Source organism: Holophaga foetida DSM 6591, assembly GCF_000242615.2.
Lineage (GTDB): Bacteria > Acidobacteriota > Holophagae > Holophagales > Holophagaceae > Holophaga > Holophaga foetida.
Genome location: NZ_KI912268.1, coordinates 1,501,958 through 1,520,084, shown reverse-complemented (window position 1 = coordinate 1,520,084; position 18,127 = coordinate 1,501,958). Strand labels below are relative to the sequence as shown.

The following is an 18,127-nucleotide window of genomic DNA, read 5'->3' as shown; positions in this document are numbered from 1 at the left end:
GTTCAGGCTTCCTGTCCGGCCCTTTCCCTCAGGTCACTGATCCGGTTGCGGACCTCGCTCAGAATGGCTTCCCGGTCGGGGTAGTCTCCGGGGCGGACGGGCTGGCCGAAAAGGACATCGAAGCGTCCGGGGCTCGGGGAGAGGCTGTCGGCTGGCAGGATGCGATAACCACCCACGGTGGCCAGGGGAACGATGGGGACGCCAGCGTCCATGGCAAGGTTGAAGCCGCCCTTCTTGAAGGAACCCAGCTTCCCGTTCCGGGTGCGGGTGCCTTCGGGGAAGATCAGGACGTTCTTGCCGCCCCGGATCTCTTCCGCCGCCAAGCGCAGGCTCCTCACGGCCTTCTCGCGGTTTCCCCGGTCGATGAAGATGGTGCCGGCGGCCCAGGCGGCCCAGCCCACCAGGGGCATCCACTTGACCTCCTTCTTGGCGATGTAGACCGCCGGGATGGGGATGGCGTGGATGAGGAAGGGAGGGTCCAGATGGCTTTCGTGGTTGGACATGAAGATCACGGGCTGCTTGCCGTTGCGGATCTCCTCGGGCAGATCCTCCCAGCCCCGGACGCTCCACTTCACGCCGCAGAGGGGGAAGATCTGGCGCACCCACAGGGGGGCGACCGTGAAGAAGGCCCGCTTGGGCCCCAGGAAGATGGCGGCTATCAGGACCCCAAGGGCTGTCAGGCAGACGCTCACCAGCCCCCAGACCACCAGAAATGCCTTCCAGACCGGATTCTGTCGCCAGCTTTTCACAAAACCTCCACCTCTATTGAAACCCAGTTCAGGGGCAGGAGCCCAGGATTCCTTCCAGTGGTTGGGGCTCCACAGGATGTGTGGATGAAATTATTTAATTAATTATTTATTTTTTCATCCTGTCTATCCTGCCCATCCTGTTGAAAAGATGGAGAACAGGATGGGCAGGATGTACAGGATGAAAGCGGGGTGCCAATATCCCTTATCCTGTTGAGAGTGGGGGTGGCATGCGTGTTGAACGGGATTTCCTGGGGGAGCGGTCGCTGGAGGATCCGGTCCGCCATGGCATCCATACCCTCCGGGCCATGGAGAACTTTCCCCTTCTGCATCGCCCCGTCCACCCCGAACTGCTGCGGGCCTTCGGGGCGGTGAAGCTGGCGGCCCTCCAGACCAACGAATCCCTCGGGTTTCTGCCCCCGGACCTGGTCCCGGCCATGAAGCGGGCCTGTCGGGAACTGCTGGCAGGCGTTCTGGTGGGGGATCTGCCGGTGGACGCCCTGCAGGGGGGGGCTGGCACCAGCACCAACATGGCGGTGAATGAAGTCCTGGCCAACCGGGCCCTGGAACTCCTCGGTCGGCCCCACGGGGAATACTTTCTCGTTTCCCCTTCGGATCACCTGAACCTCCATCAGAGCACCAATGACACCTTCCCCACGGCCCTGCGGGTGGCCGCCATCTGGGGGCTGCGGGAACTGGAACGCCAGGTGCTGGCCCTCCAGGAGTCCTTCCAGGCCAAGGAGAGGGCCTTCGCCCATGTGGTTAAGGTCGCCCGCACCGAGATGCAGGATGCCGTTCTCATCACCCTGGGCCGGGAAATGGGGGCCTATGCCGAGGCCCTGAACCGGGACCGCTGGCGTCTGGCCAAGAGCGAGGAGCGCATGAGGGTGGTGAACCTCGGCGGGACGGCGGTGGGCACTGGGCTGGCGGCGCCCCGGCAGTACATCTTCCGGGTGGTGGACGAGCTGCGGCAGATCACCGGGCTGGGGCTGGCCCGGGCCGACAACCTGGTGGAGGCTACCCAGAACGCCGATACCTTCGTGGAGGTCTCGGGGCTCCTGAAGGCCCTGGCCACTACGCTCATCAAGATCTGCGGCGACCTGCGCTTCCTTTCCAGCGGCCCAGAGGCCGGGGTCGGGGAACTTAAACTCCCGCCAAGGCAGGCCGGGAGCTCCATCATGCCCGGCAAGGTGAATCCCGTGATTCCGGAGGCGGTGACCCAGGCGGCCATCATGGCCATGGCCCACGATCAGGCCCTCTCCTTCGCCATCTCCATGGGCAGCCTGGAGCTCCATCCCTTCATGCCCCTGGTGGCCCACTGTCTCCTGGAGAGTTTGGACCTCCTGGCGCGGGGCTGTGACATCCTCCGCCGCCATTGTATTGATGGCATCGAGGCGGACGAAGTCCGCTGTCGGACCACCGTGGAGAACTGCACGGCATCGGCCACGGCCCTGCTGCCCCTCCTTGGTTACGAGCCCCTATGCGCCCTGGTGGGCCGGGCCCAGCTCTCGGCCTGCAGCGTCAAGGACCGGGGGATTGCCGAGGGACTGTTCACCGAGGAGCAGTTCCACGAGCTCACCAGCCCCGAGGCCGTGGGGCGCCTTGGGAGTCCCCGATGAATGCCTGGGTCCTCTTCGACTGGGGGGGTACCCTCATGCGGGATTTCCCTGGTTCCAAGGGGAAGATGAAGGACTGGCGCAGGGTGGAAGCCGTTCCGGGTGCCCGCAAGGCCCTCCATCAGATCCATGGACAGGTGGGCGTGGCCCTGGCCACCCGGGCCGAGGAGAGTGACGAAGCCGATATCCGGGAGGCCCTGGCCCGGGTCGAGCTGGATGCTTTCATCAAGCGGATCTATTCCCCCCTGGCGCTGGGGCTCGACAAAGGCTCTCCTGATTTCTACCGCCGGATCCTGGCCGAGCTCAAGGTGTCGCCGGATCGGGTGGTGATGGTGGGGGACAACTACAAGGAGGACGTGGAGGCCGCCCGGGCCGCCGGGATGCGGGCCGTCTGGTTCAACGAGCACAACTCCGAGGAACGCACGGGTGCACACATGGCCACCCTTCACCACCTGGATCACCTCCAGGGGCTCCTGACCGCCTGGGGCATCCTGAAGAGGAGCTGATTCGGGGCTCACGCGGAGGCGCGGAGACGCGGAGGGAGAAGGACATCTGGCTCCGGGTAGAGGCATCCATCGACGGATGGATGTCATCCGGCACCCGGCAAGGGATACTGTTATCCGATTATCCACATGCCTCCGAAACCAGGAGGCGGACAGGGTGAGGCGGGGTATTTGTGACTGCGGCGAACAAGGCAGGGAAGATGGCCTGGAGGTTGAAGCGGCGATTGAAACGGAACTGGTGTTCGGCAAGGTATCTGGGCAGATGCCGGGCGCTGCACCAGCGACAGACGCCGAGGATGTTGCCCTTCAGGTTGGAGATGACGGTGTTCACGGCCTGAAAGGCCTCCATCTTGGAACCCTTCCAACCCCCTTCACTTTTGATGGGTTCGTGGGAGGCTCCAGATGCGGCCACGCCACGAAAGCAGTGAAGGCCATCCGATACGACGTGAGTTCCAGGGTCCAGGGCCTTCTTGGCCCATGCCTCGATCGTCTCAATTTTGAAGTCCGTCACGGCTTTGAGCACGGTATAGATGACCTGCCTGTGGTTCTCCATCGCTGTTTGGACCGCAACCAGGAAGGGCTGCTTCCCGGGAGCCCCACGGCCACGCTTGCCTCCGTGGGTAGCTCCACCCGCATAGGCATCATCGATCTCAACCCGATCCTTGAGCTTCCGGCTCGATTCCGCAGCACTCATGGCGCAAAGGATCTTCTGCTTCAGGTAGTAGGCAGTGGGGTATCTGACACCCAGATAACGCTTGAGTTCCAGGGCAGAAATCGAGTGTTTGCCGTGTGAAAGCCGATACATGGCCTCGAACCAGGTCCTCAGTGGGAGGTGGCTGGACTCCATGACGGTCCCCACGGTGACAGATGTCTGGTGGTGGCAAGCCTTGCACTGGAACAACTGCCGAGGAACCAAGAAGTAAGCCCCGCCACTACCACACTTCGGGCATTGGAACCCGTGTGGCCACTTTGCCTTCACCATTGCGTCCCTGCACTGCACTTCTGTGCCATACCGGGCTTGGAAATCCCGAAAGGACAGACCCTTCTGGAACTGGATCCGATTGATCGCCATGGAACACCCCCATGACTCGAAGGTTCGGTCCCATGGCGCGACAAATCCTGTCCAAAACCCGCCTCACCCAGAGGTTTCGGAGATACATGGATAATCGGGTACTGTTATGGGTGTCGGACCTCCTGGACTCCGCGCCTCTGCGTCTCCGCGTGAGAATCTCTCCGCTTCTCAATCCGAAGGTCCCCCATGCAAACCACCCCCAAGTCCCTTCGCCTCCACATCGGCCTCTTCGGTCGCCGCAACGTGGGCAAGTCCTCCCTCCTGAACGCCATCACCCGCCAGCAGGTCTCCATCGTTTCGGCCTTTGCTGGCACCACCACCGACCCGGTGGAGAAGCCCATGGAACTGTTGCCCCTGGGGCCTGTGCTCTTCGTGGATACGGCCGGGGTGGATGACGAAGGGGCCCTGGGGGAACTGCGCATCGAGCGCACCAAGGCCGTCTTCGATCGGGTGGACCTGGGGGTGATCGTCACCGAAGCCGGGGCCTGGGGCGCCTTTGAGGAGGGCCTGCTGGAGGAGTTGAAGTCCCGGAAGGTGCCGGTGCTGGTGGTCCTCAATAAGGCGGACCTCCAGGCCGCGAGCCCCGAGGAGCAGGAGGCCCTGGCGGCCAAGGGCACCCGGGTGGTGGTCGTTTCCGCCTCCACCGGGACAGGCATCCTGGACGTGCGGGAAGGGCTGCTCCGCCTTGCCCCGGCGGACTTCTTCGACAACCGCCGCCTGGTGGCGGACCTGGTGCCCCCCGGCGAGGTGGCAGTGCTGGTGGTGCCCGTGGACAAGGAGGCCCCCAAGGGGCGCCTGATCCTGCCCCAGGTCATGACGATCCGGGACCTTCTGGACGGGGAGGCCATGTCCCTGGTGTGTCAGGAGCGGGAGCTGCGCCGGGCCCTGGATCGGCTGAAGACGCCCCCGGCCCTGGTGGTGACCGATTCCCAGGCCTTCCTCAAGGTGGCGGCGGACGTGCCCCGCGAGGTGCCCATGACCTCCTTCAGCATCCTCATGAGCCGCTTCCAGGGGGAGCTCACGGAACAGGTCCGGGGGACCCTGGGCATCGAGAAGCTCAAGGGGGGCGACCGGATCCTCATCGCCGAGACCTGCGCCCACCATCCCGTGGGGGAGGACATCGGCCGGGTGAAGATCCCCCGCTGGCTCACCCAGTACGTGGGGGCCAAGTTGGAGTTCGAGCACACCCAGGGCAGGGACTTCCCCCAGGACCTCAGCCCCTACAAGCTCATCATCCACTGCGGCAACTGCACCGGGAACCGCCGGGAGATGCTGAGCCGCATCCACCGGGCCAGGATGGCGGGGGTTCCCTTCACCAACTACGGCCTCACCATCGCCTATTCGCTTGGCATCTTCGAGCGCGCCCTGGGGCCCTTCCCGGAGGCGGCGATCCTTTAAAGACCAAGTAACCCCGCGCGGGGTTGCTTTTGGTCAGGCCGATTTCGGCTCGTGGGGAGATTCCCAGGCCAATCGGAGGTGCTTTTGGGAAGCCGCGCATTCTCTGAGGTAGAGATTGATCAGAGTTTGGTAGGGGATAGCCATTTCCTGGGACAGTGACTTGAAGTAGGCAAGCGTGGGCTCGTCGAGGCGGATGGTCACCGATTTCTTGAGTAGCTTGGAGTAGGGGTTGGGCTTGGCGTTGGAGAAATCGTAGTGCTTTCTCATGGGTGCACCCTTTTGATGTATCCGTTGCGTTCTTGGCGATCAGCTTTGCGGGCGGAGATGATGCGGATGGTGTCGCCGGTCGCCCGGTAGCAGTGGCATACAAGAAGCACGCGAAGTGATGAGCTAAGGCCCAGCAGGATGAACCGATCTCCCTCTTGGGAGTGATCGGGGTCGTCAATCAACAGGCCGTTTTCGTCGAGGAATACCGTTGAGGCTTCTTGGAACGAGACCTTGTGTCTCTTTTGGTTGGTGAGGTCCTTGTCGGAGTCCCATTCGAAACGCAGGTTGTTCGCCATGCCATACATTGTATGGCTGATTTGGAGGCCGCGCCAGGGGAGGCCTCCCTGAACCCTCATATTCTCCTTCGGCCCTTCTACTTACCAAGTAACCCCACCGCGCGGGGTTACTTGGAGGAGGATCCTTTCTTCAACCGGTAGGCCAGCTGGGGTCTGGAGATCCCCAACAGCCGCGCCGCCGCTGACAGATTGCCCTTGCTCCGCTCGACGGCCTCCTGGAGGAGGCGGGCTTCGAACTGCTCCAGGGAGCACCCTCCTTCGGGCCGCCACTGGGCCAGATGGTCCAGCAGGTCGGTCTGAGGAGGGCGGGGAACCGACTCTTCCGGATTGGCCAGGGTCCCGCTCCGGGCCACGGAATAGACCTGCTCGCGGGGGATCTGCTCCTTGCGGAACAGGTGGGAGATGTCGATGAGTTCGTTCTCCTCGACGGAGATGACCCCCCGCTCCACCAGGTTCTGCAGCTCCCGGATGTTGCCAGGGAATCCGTAGTTGAGCAGGGCCCGGACAGCCCTGGCGGTGAAGCCGAGGACGCTGCGGTCATGCCGGGTGTTGTAGCGCCGCAGGAAGTAGGTCATGAAGAGGGGGATGTCATCGCGCCTCTCACGGAGGGGGGGGAGATGGATAGGGAAGACGTTGAGCCTGAAGAAGAGATCCTCCCGGAACTCGCCGCGACGCACGGCTTCCTCAAGGTCCACATTCGTGGCGGCCACCACCCGGGCATCCACCCGGAGGAGCTCCGTCCCCCCCACCCGCTCGATGACGCCCTCCTGGAGGGCCCGGAGCAGTTTGCCCTGGGAGGTGAGGCTCAGGGTGCCGATCTCGTCCAGGAAGAGGCTGCCCCCGCTGGCTCGCTCGAAACGCCCGGGGCGGGAGACCGTGGCCCCGGTGAAGGCCCCCCGGTCCACGCCGAAGAGCTCGGATTCCACCAGGGCTTCGGGGATGGCGGCGCAGTTGATGGATATGAAGGGCCCTTTCCGGCGGGGGCTGATGTCGTGGAGCATGCGGGCGAAGAGCTCCTTGCCCACCCCTGATTCGCCGGTGAAGAGGACCGTGGCGCGGGTGGGGGCCACTTTGCGGAGGAGGTGGCAGGCGGTGCTGAACGCAGAGGAGACGCCTACCATCTGATCCTCCTCTCCCTCACCCGGGACCTCCAGGTCCGGGAGATGGCCCGCTTCGCGGGACTGGGGCGGGCCGAAGGCCGAGGCGTTGACGAAGCCCTCGGCATTCAAGTACTGCAAGTCCTCCTCCACATCCGGCCATTCCTCCGCCGGGCGCCCGATGATCCGGCAGGCCGCCGCCCCCTGGGCACGGCATTCCACCTCCCGGAAGATGATGAGCTTGCCCAGCAGGTTGCTCACATAGCCGGTTACGCGGCCCACCAGCCCCCAGCAGGCGGGCTCCCGCACCAGGCCCTGGCTGGCCACGACCTCGTCGGCCTCGGCGGAGTTGAGGTTGAGGAACTCACCTTCGTACAGGCCCCGCTCGGCGTCGAAGGCCAGGTGGACGGGCACGACCTTGACGCCACCCTCCAGGGCGTGGAGCTTGGCCCCAGCCAGGGCGGTGGAGATGGGATCAACCTCGGGCCCCAGACTCCGCGCGAATTCCGCATCCCGGACGCCCTCGCTGTAGCCCAGGCGGGTCAGGATCCCCCTGGCCCGAGCCTCGCCGAGGCTGGCCACCAGCTCGCGGCGCATCTCTCCCATGGTGGAGGTGCGCATCAGGATCACCCGCTGGTCGTGGAGCCAGACCCGGCCCTCTTCCGGAGAGAAGGAGATGCACTCGGTCAGGTCCTGGACGCTGGGGCGCTGGGGATCCTGCTCCTCGCCAGCCGGTGAGAGTCGGAGATTGCCCACCAGGCGGCGGGCCGGGGCCGGAATTCCGGGGAGCTCGGTCATGGGTGCTCCGTTTTATCAAATGGTGAAGCCTTAGCCTGGCCAGGATCTCTGAATTTGATCAATTCAGAAGCCCAGTATGAATCGAGTTTTCGATCATGGTCGTCGTTAAAATTTATCGCTGCAATGCCATGTGTTGCTGTGCAGGATGCCATTCCTGGCATCTGCTTTTCAGGACTGGCATCTTCATTGCCAACGGAGTAAAACCACACCAAGAGACTCAGCAGGCCATCACGGGCGCGCCGCCCGGATTCATCAGGAGGAAGCGGTGTCAAAATCCGAATCCCAGGGGAGTGCCGTCCTTGATCGCCCCCAGATCGCCCCGAGACTGCTCTTCATCGGAGGCCGGTGGGTGGAGGCCCAGAGCGGCAAGCGCCGGGAGGTGATCGATCCCTCCACGGGCCGGGTCATCACCACGGTCGCCGAAGGGGGGCTGGCGGACCTGGAAGCGGCGGTGGCCGCAGCCCGCAAGGCCTTTGATCAGGGCGACTGGGCCCGGATGAGCGGCCGGGAGCGGGCCCGGATCCTGCTTCGGGTGGCGGAGGTCATGCGCCGCCGGACAGACGAGCTGGTGCAGACCGAGAGTGTGGATGTGGGCAAGCCCGTGACCTTCAGCCGGGTGGTGGATGTCCAGACCGTCATCGAGGAATACGAATACTATGCAGCCCAAGCCCAGGTCCGGGAGGGCTCCTTCCGGGAGGTCCCCGGCGGAGCCAAGGCCTATGTCTGCCGGGAGCCCCTGGGTGTCATCGGGGCCATCACGCCCTTCAACTTCCCCCTGATCCTGTCGAACAACAAGCTGGCTCCAGCCCTGGCCACGGGCAACACCATCGTCCACAAGCCCGCCAGTGAGACTCCCTTGAGCGCCCTCCTCATGGCCGAGATCTTCGCGGAGGCCGGGATCCCCGAAGGGGTGGTGAACGTGGTGACCGGTCCCGGCTCCCTTCTGGGGGATGCCATGGCCCGCCACCCAGGGATCGACAAGATCGCCTTCACCGGCTCCACCGAGATCGGCCGGGAGGTGGCGAAGGTGGCCGGGGAGGCCCTCAAGCCCGCGACCCTGGAGCTGGGCGGCAAGTCCGCTCACATCATCTTCGAGGACGCGGATATCGAGAGGGCCGTCGGTTCGGTGATCCAGGGCTTCATCTTCAACACCGGACAGTTCTGCATGGCCGGGACGCGTCTCCTGGTGGCCCGCCCCCTTCACGATGCGGTGGTCCAGGCCCTGGTGGGCGCGCTGCCCCAGGTCCCCCTGGGCAACCCCTTCGATCCGGCCACCGTCGTGGGCCCCATGGTGAGCGCGAAGCAGCGGGCCACCAGCGAGGAATATTGCCGGATTGCTCGGGAGGACGAAAAGGCCACCATCGCCGTGGGCGGGCAGCGCATCGACCTGGACGGCGGCTTCTACTTCCAGCCCACAGTGGTGACCGGCGTCAGCAATGCTTCCCGGCTGGTGCAGGAGGAGATCTTCGGGCCTGTGCTCACGGTCCAGGCCTTCGACTCCGAGGCGGAGGCCGTGGCCCTGGCCAACAGCACGGTCTATGGGCTGGCGGCGGGGCTCCACACCCGGGATATCGGCCGGGTGCACCGGGTGGCTTCCCAGCTCAAGGCAGGGATCATCTGGGTGAACAGCTGGGCCATCCTGGATCCTTCGGTGCCCTTTGGAGGCTACAAGGCTTCTGGATTCGGACGTGAGAACGGCCCCGAGGTCCTCTCCTACTACACCCAGGTCAAGTCCACTGTCATAGCGCCCTAGCGATCATCCGGTAGCTTTCTATGCAACGACAGTTAGTCGCCCTGCCATCAGGATCCCACCGGGGCTAGGTCCCGGCCAACTATTCCGAGGTGAAGGATGAAGATCACCGCTGCAGTGGTTCACGAGAAATCGGGTCCCTTCCGGCTGGAGTCCGTCGAACTGGATGAGCCCAGGGAGGACGAGATCCTGGTGAGGATCGTCGGGTGCGGGGTCTGTCACACGGATCTCGTCGCCCGGGACCAGCATCTCCCGGTGCCGCTCCCCGCCGTCTTCGGCCACGAGGGCTCAGGCGTGGTGGAACGGGTCGGCAGCCGGGTCACCAAGGTCCAGCCCGGTGATCACGTGGTCATGAGCTACCTCACCTGCGGAACCTGCCCCTCCTGCCTGAAGGGGATGCCCAGCCACTGCCCCTCCTTCCTGCCCTTGAATGTGGCGGGGGTCCGGCCCGATGGGACCACTACGCTGAGCCAGAACGGCGCTCCGGTCCGGGGCTCCTTCTTCGGGCAGTCCTCCTTCGCGACCTATGCCCTCGCCCGGGAGCGGAACGTGGTCAAGGTCTCGAAGGAGGTGCCTCTGGAGATCCTGGGGCCCCTGGGCTGCGGGGTCCAGACCGGGGCCGGGGGGGTGCTGAACTCCCTCAAGCCGCCGGTGGGATCCTCCATCGTCGTCTTCGGCGCCGGCTCCGTGGGCATGAGCGCCGTCCTGGCAGCCCAGGCGGCCGGGTGCGCCGTGATCATCGCCGTGGACATCCAGCCCGAGCGTCTGAGGCAGGCCGCCCAGCTGGGGGCCACCCACACCCTCAACCCCAAGGATCGGAATCCGGTGGAGGAGATCCGGAGGATCACGGGCATCGGGGCCGACTACTCCCTGGAGTGCACGGCGCTGCCCCAGGTGCTTCGCCAGGCGGTGGATTGCCTGCGGGTGGGCGGAACCTGCGGGCTCATCGGGGTGGCGGCACCGGGCGTGGAAGTGGCGCTGGAGATGGCCACCCTCCTGGATGGGAGGACCATCAAGGGGATCGTTGAGGGCGATTCCAACCCAGACATCTTCATCCCCCAGCTCATCGAGCTCTACCGGCAGGGCAAGTTCCCCTTCGATCGCCTGATCCGCACCTACTCGCTTGACCAGATCAACCAGGCTGTGGAGGACTCCGAAAAGGGACGTGTCCTCAAGGCCATTGTCCGCCCCTGATCGGGTTGATCTCCCGGTAGTCCCCTAGCGCCCCCACGCGGATAGTCACCTGCATTGCAGGTCGGACCCGGTTCCGGCCTGGAGGGGGACTGCCGACTCTTTCAAGGAGGCTGGTGATAAGTGTAAATATATTTTAATTATATATCATAATCGGCGTATTTCTCCCACTGCTATGGCGTTCTCGGGATGTGCAATTCCCCTGAACCCAAATAAACGGATTCCTTGGAGATCCAAACATGAGTGCTTCGGCAAGAAAGAGCTTCTGGAGGTACGAGAACTTCATCGTGATCGCGATGTTCCTGGGCTACGGCGTCATCATGATGGACCGGCTGACCCTCGCATTCCTGTTCCCCTTCGCACTGAAGGAGACCGCCCCCCGCAAGCTGGAGAAGATGGGCATGGTCAATGAATTCCTTGATGATGCCGTGCCGGTCGCCGAGTAAGGCTGACCAGGATACCTATCGCCCGATCTGATCTGTCACCCCGCCCATCTTCCTGAAAGGAAGTTGCATATGGATAGGAAATTCATCTTCACCCTGGGCTGCATGGTCACCCTGACCCTCGCTCTGATCTGTCTCATCTGGATCTTCGTCTTCAACTACGACCCCATCCATCCGGAACGGATGCACCCATGCTTCGGCCTGGTCTGGTGCATTTTCTGGGGTGCCAGCGTGGTCATCGCCTGCCAGGGCACATGGAAGACGCTGCCCAGCGGCATCCTGACTGCCTGCTGTGGACCCATCTACGGCTTCATCCTCTACACGGTCATCGGCCTGATGGTCATGAAGGGGGTTTCCCCCAAGCTGGCTTTCATGATCGGCGCCATTCCGGTCACCTTTGCCCTCTGCATGGTCCACATGGTGCTCCTGGGGAACACCGTCTTCGGCAATGTGCCTGCGCTGCTAGGCACCTATGGCATCTGGTTCGCCCTGAAGAACCCGGCGGATCCCTCCAACCTGATGTGGCTCTGGGGCGCCCTGGCCTTCATCTTCGGCCTGGCCTACGCCACCAGCCTGGTGCCCCTCACCCTCTGGCTGCTCGGCAAGCTGGCCAAGCCCGTCAGCCCCGGGGGCGAGACGGCCTGAATTGAAGCTTTTTAGGTCATTTGCTTTCTGCTTTTATCCTGCCCATCCTGCATATCCTGTTGAAAATCTTTGAACAGGATAGACAGGATGGGCAGGATAAAGTAATTAAATAATCATATCATCCTGTTGGCGAAGGCTCGCCCAGGGCCAGTTGGGTGAGGTAAAGCCTCAGATCGAACTCAAGCTGGTGATAGTGGGGCTCCATGTGGCAGCAGAGCTGGTAGAAGGCCTTGTCATGGGCCTTCTCCTTCAGGTGTGCCAGTTCGTGCACCGCGATCATGCGCAGGAAGGGTTCCGGGGCCTTCTGGAAAAGGGTGGCGATGCGGATGTGGGCCTTGGCCTTGAGGCGGGCGCCCTGGACCCGGCTTGTGCTGGTCTGAAGTCCCAGGGCGTTGTGGGTGAGGCCGATGGTGCCGTCGTAGCTGACCCCCGCCAGGGGCGGGGCGTTCTTCATGTAGCGGGCCTTGAGGTCCATCACATAGGCGTGGAGGGCCTTGTCGCTCTGAATGGCGTGGCGGGCTTCTCCGTGGCGTTTCCGGAGCAGCTCTCCCAGGGCATCCGCGGCGATCAGCTCCCGCACCTGGGCGAGGAGGTGTTCCGGGTAGCCTGCGAGAAAGGGAAGGTCGCTCATACCGGAAAATCTTCTCACGAAAGCTATTGTTTTTAATTTTTGGAAATATAGAATTATCGCCATGAGCGAGCATGATCCCCAACTCCAGCTTTTCGCCCAGGCCCTGAAGCCCTTGGGGCATCCGGACCGATTGGCGGCCCTGCGGGCGGTGGTCCGGGGGCCGGTGGAGGGAACCCCTGCCGGAGAGATCCAGGCCAACCTGGGCATCCCCGCCTCGACCCTGAGCCACCACCTCTCGGAGCTGGTGCAGGCTGGGCTGCTCAAGGTGCAGCGCCAGGGAACCACGCTCCGCTACGCTGCCTGCTTCGAGCGGCTGAAGGCCCTCACCAGCTACCTCTGGGAAGACTGCTGCGGTGGTGGCTGCCGCGACCCCCACTGTCTGTGAATGGAGATCCGATGACTCAGAAACGCCTTGGCTTCCTGGACCGCTACCTGACCCTCTGGATCTTCCTGGCCATGGGGCTGGGGGTCCTGCTCGGGTACGCCGCGCCGGGCTTCAACGCTGCCATCAACGCCTGGAACGTGGGCACCACCAGTGTGCCCCTGGCGGCGGGCCTGATCCTGATGATGTATCCGCCCCTGGCCAAGGTGAAATACGAGGAACTCCATCTGGTGTTCCGCAACCGCCGGGTGCTGGGGCTCTCCCTGATCCAGAACTGGGTCATCGGCCCCCTGCTCATGTTCGGACTGGCGGTCCTCTTCCTGCGGGACCGGCCGGAATACATGATCGGGTTGATCCTGATCGGGCTCGCCCGCTGCATCGCCATGGTCATCGTATGGAACGACCTGGCCAAGGGGGATACGGAATACTGCGCGGGGCTGGTGGCCTTCAACTCGATCTTCCAGGTGCTCTTCTTCAGCGTCTACGCGTGGTTCTTCGCCACCATCCTGCCCGGGAAACTGGGGCTCCACGGGGCCGTGGTGGCCATCACCATCGGCCAGATCGCCCAGAGCGTCTTCATCTACCTGGGCATCCCCTTCATTGCGGGTTTCCTGACGCGGTTCCTGCTGGGCAGGGCCAAGGGCCTGGACTGGTACCACCGGGTCTTCGTACCCAGGATCAGCCCCATCACCCTCATCGCCCTTCTGTTCACGATCGTGGTGATGTTCAGCCTCAAGGGGGAGGCCATCGTGAAGCTGCCCTTGGACGTGATCCGTATCGCCATCCCGCTCCTGATCTACTTCGTGGTGATGTTCCTGGTGAGCTTCTGGATGTCGAAGAAGGTCGGCGCCACGTACCCTCAGAGCGCCACCCTCAGCTTCACCGCCGCAAGCAACAACTTTGAGCTGGCCATCGCCGTGGCCGTGGCCACCTTCGGGATCGCCCACGGCGCGGCTTTCGCCGCGGTCATCGGGCCCCTGGTGGAGGTGCCGGTGCTCATCGGACTGGTGAGCGTGGCCCTCTGGCTCAAGCGGCGCTGGTACCCCGAATCCCAGGAGATGGCATGAACATCCTTTTCCTTTGCGTGGCCAACAGCGCCCGCTCCCAGATGGCCGAGGGGCTGGCCCGCCAGCTCTTCCCGGGACTGCTTGTCCAGAGCGCGGGCAGCCGCCCGAGCCGGGTGAACGCCCAGGCCATTGAGGTACTGGCGGAACTGGGCATCGATATCAGCGCCCACCGGAGCAAGTCCGTCGAGGAGATCGATCAGGCCAGTGTCGATGTGGTGATCACCCTCTGCGCCGAAGAGGTCTGCCCCCTCTTCCTGGGCAAAGCCGAGCGCCTTCACTGGCCCATCCCGGATCCCGCCAGCCAAGTCTCCGATCCCACGCCGGAACAACTCCGGGAGCCCATGCGCATCGCCCGCGACGAGATCCGGCGCAGGCTGGAGGCCTTCGGGGCGGAGCGCGGATTGCTCTAGGGGAATCCCCCTCTGAGCTGGGTGACACCGTCGTGGGTGTGCAGATCCAGGCCAACGAGCCTACGTTGCGGGGCAGCGCCAGATTCCCATCAGGTGTGAGAATCGGAGCAGCTTCCTGGCCGCCCGCCGGGGAGAGAATGCCGCCGTCGGCAGGGCCCAGGCTATTTCCAGGATGAGGGAAAGGAGCTTCAGGAAGAGCTTGGAGTGCATTTCCCGACGGTCGACAGGATCCATGATGCTGGCGTGGCTCAGGGCACCCTGGAAGGCCCGTTGAAGCATCCAGCGGAATCGCAGTCGGCTGGCCGGGACCCGGTGGACCAAATAGCCTTCGCTGGAATAGACGATAGGGATTCCTGCCGCCGTGATGCGCCGGGCGTATTCGGTATCCTCACCGCTCAGGAGAGACGTGCCGACGCGTCCGAGCATGAGGCTGAAGTCTCCAATCCGCTGCGCTGTTTCCCTCGTGATCAGGAAATTGGCTCCGTAGAACTCGATGTCCCGGGTCATGACTCCCGACAGGGCTCCCTTGTCGAACTGGCTGTAGTAGCCGTAAAGCCTTGGGTCAAGCCATTTGGGCAGAGGCTCCTGCTCAAAACGAAGCTCGATGCGGCCTGCGATGCAGCCCGCGCCGGGGGCCAGGGACAGGGCTTCGACCATGTGATCCATCCAGCCCGGAGGCACCAGGACATCGTCATCCACGAAACAGAAGTATCCCCCCCTGGCCTCGGCCACACCCCTGTTCCGGGCCCGGGATATCCCAGGTTCGGGCTCCGGGATCCAGCGGATTGCCATCTCCGGCCAGGACTGCTGCAGGGATACAAGCCAGGGCTCCAGGCGTCCGTCCCTTGAGTTGTCCACGACCAGGAGTTCCCAGGGACGTTTCGAGATCTGGTTGGACACCAGAACGGACTGGACGGCGTCCCTCAGCATCTCCCTCCGCTCGTCTGCGGCGGCAGTGCAGATGATGACGCTGACCAGTCCGTGCGCCAGATCCCCGGTTGGATTTCCGGGTTGGGGTGCAGACATCATTGCTTGGAGAGGCTATATGTTTTGGTGACCCAGCCGGCCACAGGCTTGCCCTCCCGTTCGCCCGGCTTGTACGCAGAGGCGAGGGCGGAGTCCCGGACGGCTTCGTCAATTCCGGAGCCCGGGACGCCGCTGACCACGATGACCTTCTGGGGGCGCCCCATGGAGTCGACATAGACCTTGACGGTCACGGCGCGGTCCTGATCCAGGTACTTCCGGGAGGCGTAAGAGAGCTTGACCGGGGCGACATTGACCATCTGGCATTCGCTGGAGGAGGCGGAAGTGCCATGCCCCTGGGCTGCGAACGCATAGGTCTTGGTGATCCAGCCCGGGACAGCCCGACCATTCTGGGTGGCAGGCTTGTAGGAGGATGACTTGGCGGCCTCCACGGCGGCCTCGTCGAACCCGTAGCTGCCTGCCACACCGTTGACCACGATGGTCTTCTGGGGTCTCCCCATGGAATCCACGTAAATCTTCACGGTCACTGAACGGTCCTGGGATGCGGCGTTGAGTCGCACCGCAGCCTGGGGGTAACGGGCAGGAGCGGCATTGAGCATCTGGGCCTGGGAGTCCGAGGAGGACGGTTGGGCATGGGTTTGCGGTTGGACTTGGGGCTGAGTTGCGGGCGGAACCTGGGCTTGAGACGGAGGAGGAATCTGGGCCTGGGGCTGACTGTTCCCCTTCTTCTTCGCAGCCGCTTCGGCCGCGAGCCGCTTCTTCTCCCGGATCTCCTCAAGGCGCTTCTGAGTCTCAATGCGTTTCTTGGCCAGCTCCTCCGCCTGCTTCTTGGATGCCTCCAGGGCTTCCTTGAGCTTGGCCTTCTCTGCGGCTGTCTTCTGTTCCTCGAGTTCCTTTTCAAGCGCCTCGCTCTTCCGGCGATTCTCTTCTTCCTGCTGCTGGATCTTCATCCGATTGGCTTCTTCAGCGCTTTCCGACCGGGTCAGCTGGTCCAGTTTGGCCTGGAGTTCTTCGGCCCGTTTGCTGGACTGGTGGTTGTTGTAAACCAGGCCGCCGACTACGATGACCAGGGCCGCGCCGCCAATGCTGGCCCACCGGACCATCTTCCTGCGGTTGGCCGGAGAGACCGGAACCTCCGCCGGGGTCGGCAGGTAGGGCGTGAAATCCTGCGTCTGGTCCTCCTTCATGCCGAGCGTGTCCTGCTCGTTCTCCTCCCGGAAGAGGGTGTGCATGAAGAAAGCCATGTTGAAGGTTGTGGGGCTGTAGTCCCCGTCGTAGAGCACGCTCTCCAGGGTGGAGCTGAGTTCTTCGGCGCTCTCGAAGGGTTGGCCCACCATGAGGAGGCGGCCCAGGAAGTTCTGGATCTCGGCGGGAACGGGGGCTTCGTCCTGAGCGGCCTTCAGGGTGGCCTGGGCCAGGGCGGCGGGAATCTGATCCTGGGGGGGGAGTTTTCCCAGGGTCAGAAGCTCGAAGAACATGGCGCCAAGAGCGAAGAGATCGATATGGAAGGCACTGGCTGCCTTGGTGGGGCGATAGGCGTCCAGCGCCTTGGCCAGGGAGGGGCACTTGGCCAGGATGGAGCAGATAGTCGGAGCCACGGGGGCATCGGCGATCTGGGTGGCGCCCTCGAAGCTGACCCAGACGCTGTGGGGGGAGAGGATCCCATGGGACAGCCCCCTGGACCGCATCTGAAGAAGAGCCTGGGTGACACCCTGGGTGATGGACAGAGCGTGATCAATCCCCAGGGGGATCTGCTCCTGCCGGGTCTTCTCGATCAGCTGGGCCAGGCTGCGGCCCGGAAGGTAGTCCCAGGCCAGGTGAGCAGGGGCGGTGACCTCCATCCGGTATCCGGCTCCCAGTCCCCTGGCGCCGCTCAGGCTGCCGATGGCTCGTTCGATGTCCTCGCCACGTTCCGTCAGTCCGGCGTCCTGGATCTCCTGGGAGAATGCCCTGATGAGGAAGTTATGGTCGAGTGCTGGGCCGGCTGTGGTGAAGCCACGATGGATTCCGCCAAGGGGGTCCGCCGAAAGTTCGCTGGCAAGCAGGTAGTTTCCAAGGCGGGTATAGGCCATCAGAGTCTCCAGAGTCGTGATGAGAAAAGATAGCTCCAATTCATAAAAAATCCTAGTCGAGGCTGCTGAGACTTCCGTGGGAATTTTCCGGTGAAATCCAGAGGTCCCCGGTGGCCCGCCAGGCCAGGATCCACAGATTGGCGGTGGAGTTGACGCCATCCGAGAAGGCGAGCTGGAGCTGGGCGAAGGGAAGACTTCGGAGGTCCCATGAGCCGATCCTTTGCCGCGTTGACTCATCGAACTGGGTCGAAAGCACGGTGTGGCGCTGGAATTTGGTCTTGGCGGCCAGGAGGAGGGGGCCCCTGGTGTCCAGGGGGCCCTTGGCCGCCCAATATGGTTCGCCGGTGATCACCAAGTGCTGGGTGAGCTCATCGGCATAGGCCTCAAAGTGCTCCCGGAGAGGGGTCACGCCCCGGATGGCCGAGGGATCCGCCAAGAGCTGAGCCATGTGGGCCAGGGTGCCCAGTTCCCGCACCAGGGTCTCTGGATGACGACGTTCCTCGCTCATGCGGAGGACCCGCTGGAATTGCTCCTCCACTTCTTCCACCGTGGGCACCTGATCATTGGGAATGCCCCGGGCCCCTTCTGTCAGGGCCAGGGGGTGCAGGAGCAGGAACTGCTTCATGCCAGTGGGAACCATTCCCAGCGCCATCCGGGTCTGGACCTCATGAAATTTCGGACTCCAGGCCTGAAGGGGCAGGGTGAGGAGCGCGCCGTAGAGGACTGTTTTAAACAAATGTGTCATGGTTTGTCCCGGGA

Annotated in this window: 19 protein-coding genes; 10 read left to right on the top strand and 9 right to left on the bottom strand. The window is 63.6% G+C overall.

All coding sequences use genetic code 11. The features are described from left to right. Nucleotides 1–2: 2 nt before the first annotated feature. Nucleotides 3–749, bottom strand: a complete 747-nt coding sequence (locus HOLFODRAFT_RS22755; protein ID WP_005036496.1) for a lysophospholipid acyltransferase family protein — start codon at nucleotides 747–749, stop codon at nucleotides 3–5. A gap of 227 nt (nucleotides 750–976) precedes the next feature. Here HOLFODRAFT_RS22755 and HOLFODRAFT_RS0206595 point away from each other — a divergent pair, with 227 nt between their 5' ends. Together HOLFODRAFT_RS0206595 and HOLFODRAFT_RS19800 are read left to right on the top strand one after the other, a co-directional pair. After that, nucleotides 977–2,365 (top strand): aspartate ammonia-lyase, encoded by a 1,389-nt coding sequence (locus tag HOLFODRAFT_RS0206595; RefSeq protein WP_005036498.1) that lies wholly within the window; start codon nucleotides 977–979, stop codon nucleotides 2,363–2,365. Beyond that, nucleotides 2,362–2,868, top strand: a complete 507-nt coding sequence (locus HOLFODRAFT_RS19800; RefSeq protein WP_005036500.1) for an HAD family hydrolase — start codon at nucleotides 2,362–2,364, stop codon at nucleotides 2,866–2,868. The genes HOLFODRAFT_RS0206595 and HOLFODRAFT_RS19800 overlap by 4 nt, the downstream gene beginning before the upstream one ends. Before the next feature lie 118 nt (nucleotides 2,869–2,986). Here HOLFODRAFT_RS19800 and HOLFODRAFT_RS0206585 read toward each other — a convergent pair whose 3' ends face one another. After that, nucleotides 2,987–3,937: an IS1595 family transposase gene (locus HOLFODRAFT_RS0206585; protein WP_005036503.1), complete on the bottom strand. Its 951-nt coding sequence runs from the start codon at nucleotides 3,935–3,937 to the stop codon at nucleotides 2,987–2,989. A 186-nt stretch (nucleotides 3,938–4,123) separates the two neighbouring features. Between HOLFODRAFT_RS0206585 and hydF the strand changes: the two genes are divergently transcribed. Beyond that, nucleotides 4,124–5,335: a [FeFe] hydrogenase H-cluster maturation GTPase HydF gene (hydF, locus tag HOLFODRAFT_RS0206580; protein WP_005036505.1), complete on the top strand. Its 1,212-nt coding sequence runs from the start codon at nucleotides 4,124–4,126 to the stop codon at nucleotides 5,333–5,335. Nucleotides 5,336–5,368: 33 nt separating this feature from the next. Here hydF and HOLFODRAFT_RS0206575 read toward each other — a convergent pair whose 3' ends face one another. The 3 genes from HOLFODRAFT_RS0206575 to HOLFODRAFT_RS0206565 form a co-directional block, all read right to left on the bottom strand. Beyond that, nucleotides 5,369–5,602 (bottom strand): BrnA antitoxin family protein, encoded by a 234-nt coding sequence (locus tag HOLFODRAFT_RS0206575; protein ID WP_005036508.1) that lies wholly within the window; start codon nucleotides 5,600–5,602, stop codon nucleotides 5,369–5,371. After that, nucleotides 5,599–5,898 (bottom strand): BrnT family toxin, encoded by a 300-nt coding sequence (locus HOLFODRAFT_RS0206570; protein ID WP_043486305.1) that lies wholly within the window; start codon nucleotides 5,896–5,898, stop codon nucleotides 5,599–5,601. Before HOLFODRAFT_RS0206570 ends, HOLFODRAFT_RS0206575 begins: the two co-directional genes overlap by 4 nt. 107 nt (nucleotides 5,899–6,005) lie before the next feature. Next, nucleotides 6,006–7,793: a sigma-54-dependent Fis family transcriptional regulator gene (locus tag HOLFODRAFT_RS0206565; protein ID WP_005036512.1), complete on the bottom strand. Its 1,788-nt coding sequence runs from the start codon at nucleotides 7,791–7,793 to the stop codon at nucleotides 6,006–6,008. A 265-nt stretch (nucleotides 7,794–8,058) separates the two neighbouring features. Here HOLFODRAFT_RS0206565 and HOLFODRAFT_RS0206560 point away from each other — a divergent pair, with 265 nt between their 5' ends. The 4 genes from HOLFODRAFT_RS0206560 to HOLFODRAFT_RS0206545 all read left to right on the top strand — a co-directional run bounded on the left by HOLFODRAFT_RS0206560 (nucleotide 8,059) and on the right by HOLFODRAFT_RS0206545 (nucleotide 11,822). Then, complete coding sequence (locus tag HOLFODRAFT_RS0206560; RefSeq protein WP_005036514.1) at nucleotides 8,059–9,546, top strand: aldehyde dehydrogenase family protein; 1,488 nt, start codon at nucleotides 8,059–8,061, stop codon at nucleotides 9,544–9,546. Nucleotides 9,547–9,642: 96 nt separating this feature from the next. Further along, nucleotides 9,643–10,737 (top strand): NAD(P)-dependent alcohol dehydrogenase, encoded by a 1,095-nt coding sequence (locus HOLFODRAFT_RS0206555; RefSeq protein WP_005036516.1) that lies wholly within the window; start codon nucleotides 9,643–9,645, stop codon nucleotides 10,735–10,737. A gap of 236 nt (nucleotides 10,738–10,973) precedes the next feature. Continuing rightward, nucleotides 10,974–11,180, top strand: a complete 207-nt coding sequence (locus HOLFODRAFT_RS0206550; protein WP_005036518.1) for a hypothetical protein — start codon at nucleotides 10,974–10,976, stop codon at nucleotides 11,178–11,180. A gap of 69 nt (nucleotides 11,181–11,249) precedes the next feature. Beyond that, on the top strand, nucleotides 11,250–11,822 hold the full coding sequence (locus tag HOLFODRAFT_RS0206545) for a DUF1097 family protein (protein WP_005036520.1): 573 nt from the start codon (nucleotides 11,250–11,252) through the stop codon (nucleotides 11,820–11,822). A gap of 118 nt (nucleotides 11,823–11,940) precedes the next feature. On the opposite strand, the gene HOLFODRAFT_RS0206540 is transcribed toward HOLFODRAFT_RS0206545, so the two are convergent. Beyond that, nucleotides 11,941–12,453: a M48 family metallopeptidase gene (locus tag HOLFODRAFT_RS0206540; RefSeq protein ID WP_005036522.1), complete on the bottom strand. Its 513-nt coding sequence runs from the start codon at nucleotides 12,451–12,453 to the stop codon at nucleotides 11,941–11,943. A 61-nt stretch (nucleotides 12,454–12,514) separates the two neighbouring features. Here HOLFODRAFT_RS0206540 and HOLFODRAFT_RS0206535 point away from each other — a divergent pair, with 61 nt between their 5' ends. The 3 genes from HOLFODRAFT_RS0206535 to HOLFODRAFT_RS0206525 are packed head-to-tail and all read left to right on the top strand — an operon-like array spanning nucleotide 12,515 to nucleotide 14,312. Beyond that, nucleotides 12,515–12,838 carry an ArsR/SmtB family transcription factor gene (locus tag HOLFODRAFT_RS0206535; RefSeq protein WP_005036524.1) on the top strand — a complete coding sequence of 108 codons (324 nt, stop codon included), beginning with the start codon at nucleotides 12,515–12,517 and terminating at the stop codon, nucleotides 12,836–12,838. A gap of 11 nt (nucleotides 12,839–12,849) precedes the next feature. Further along, complete coding sequence (gene arsB, locus HOLFODRAFT_RS0206530) at nucleotides 12,850–13,902, top strand: ACR3 family arsenite efflux transporter (protein ID WP_005036525.1); 1,053 nt, start codon at nucleotides 12,850–12,852, stop codon at nucleotides 13,900–13,902. Continuing rightward, nucleotides 13,899–14,312, top strand: a complete 414-nt coding sequence (locus HOLFODRAFT_RS0206525; protein ID WP_005036526.1) for an arsenate reductase ArsC — start codon at nucleotides 13,899–13,901, stop codon at nucleotides 14,310–14,312. Before arsB ends, HOLFODRAFT_RS0206525 begins: the two co-directional genes overlap by 4 nt. A gap of 60 nt (nucleotides 14,313–14,372) precedes the next feature. Here HOLFODRAFT_RS0206525 and HOLFODRAFT_RS0206520 read toward each other — a convergent pair whose 3' ends face one another. Genes HOLFODRAFT_RS0206520 through HOLFODRAFT_RS24795 form a run of 3 tightly spaced genes read right to left on the bottom strand, consistent with a single transcriptional unit; the run spans nucleotide 14,373 to nucleotide 18,113 of the window. Further along, a complete protein-coding gene (locus HOLFODRAFT_RS0206520; protein ID WP_158412925.1) occupies nucleotides 14,373–15,338 on the bottom strand; it encodes a glycosyltransferase family 2 protein in 966 nt (321 codons plus the stop codon). Next, nucleotides 15,338–17,368 carry a TonB family protein gene (locus HOLFODRAFT_RS0206515; protein WP_005036528.1) on the bottom strand — a complete coding sequence of 677 codons (2,031 nt, stop codon included), beginning with the start codon at nucleotides 17,366–17,368 and terminating at the stop codon, nucleotides 15,338–15,340. Before HOLFODRAFT_RS0206515 ends, HOLFODRAFT_RS0206520 begins: the two co-directional genes overlap by 1 nt. Nucleotides 17,369–17,420: 52 nt before the next feature. After that, nucleotides 17,421–18,113 carry a hypothetical protein gene (locus HOLFODRAFT_RS24795; protein ID WP_005036529.1) on the bottom strand — a complete coding sequence of 231 codons (693 nt, stop codon included), beginning with the start codon at nucleotides 18,111–18,113 and terminating at the stop codon, nucleotides 17,421–17,423. Between the last annotated feature and the right edge of the window lie 14 nt (nucleotides 18,114–18,127).